The 1,361-nt window shown below is 50.8% G+C and carries 1 protein-coding gene; it reads right to left on the bottom strand.

Features of this window, described 5'->3' with window-relative positions; genetic code table 11:
• Nucleotides 1–20: 20 nt before the first annotated feature.
• Nucleotides 21–1,361 (bottom strand): elongation factor G (fusA, locus tag RDN66_RS12055; RefSeq protein WP_308537874.1); only part of this gene is annotated, 1,341 nt, incomplete at its 5' end.

Raw genomic sequence — 1,361 nt, 5'->3', positions numbered from 1 at the left:
TTAGGTTTTAATCCTGTGGATTATTTACCACGGGCTTCAATAACGGCCTGAGCAACGTTGTTCGGCGCATCGTCGTACTTCAGGAACTCCATGGAGTAAGAAGCACGGCCTTTGGTCAGTGAACGCAGCTGAGTTGCATAACCGAACATTTCGGACAGCGGAACTTCAGCGTGGATCACAACGCCAGTAACGTTGGATTCCTGACCTTTGAGCATACCACGACGGCGGCTCAAGTCACCGATAACGTCACCAGTGTTCTCTTCAGGAGTCTCTACTTCAACCTTCATGATAGGCTCAAGCAGAACTGGTTTCGCTTTCTTAAAGCCGTCTTTAAACGCCAGAGAAGCTGCCAGTTTAAACGCCAGTTCAGAGGAGTCAACGTCATGGTAAGAACCGAAGTGCAGACGAACACCCATGTCAACAACCGGGTAACCAGCCAGCGGGCCAGATTTCAGCTGTTCCTGGATACCTTTATCAACGGCAGGGATGTATTCGCCAGGGATTACACCACCCTTGATGTCGTTGATGAATTCGTAGCCTTTCGGGTTAGAACCCGGCTCCAGTGGGTACATGTCGATAACAACATGACCGTACTGACCGCGACCACCAGACTGCTTAGCGTGTTTACCTTCGATATCGGTAACTTTCGCGCGAATCGCTTCGCGGTAAGCAACCTGAGGTTTACCGACGTTCGCTTCAACGTTGAATTCACGCTTCATGCGGTCAACGATGATGTCGAGGTGCAGCTCACCCATACCGGCGATAATGGTCTGGTTAGATTCTTCATCAGTCCATACGCGGAATGATGGGTCTTCTTTAGCCAGACGGCCCAGAGCCAGACCCATTTTTTCCTGGTCAGCTTTGGTTTTCGGTTCTACAGCGATGGAGATTACCGGTTCTGGGAATTCCATACGCTCCAGAATGATAGGCGCATCTGGGTCACACAGAGTGTCACCTGTAGTTACGTCTTTCAGACCGATTGCAGCAGCGATATCGCCCGCGCGAACTTCTTTGATCTCTTCACGTTTGTTAGCGTGCATCTGTACGATACGGCCGAAACGCTCACGTGCAGTTTTCACGGAGTTCAGTACGGTATCACCAGAGTTAACCACACCGGAATACACACGGAAGAAGGTCAGGTTACCAACAAACGGGTCGGTAGCAATTTTGAACGCCAGTGCAGAGAACGGCTCATCGTCGCTTGCGTGACGTTCTGCCGGAGTGTCTTTACCGTCGTCCAGGATACCGTTGATCGCAGGTACGTCGACTGGGGATGGCAGGTAATCAATTACCGCATCCAGCATCGCCTGAACACCTTTGTTCTTGAACGCAGAACCACAGGTTACCAGGATGATTTCGTT

Origin of the sequence: uncultured Kluyvera sp. (genome assembly GCF_902485085.1) — a bacterium.
In the GTDB taxonomy this organism is placed as follows: domain Bacteria; phylum Pseudomonadota; class Gammaproteobacteria; order Enterobacterales; family Enterobacteriaceae; genus Kluyvera; species Kluyvera ascorbata.
This window is presented reverse-complemented; position numbering and strand designations above follow the sequence as displayed.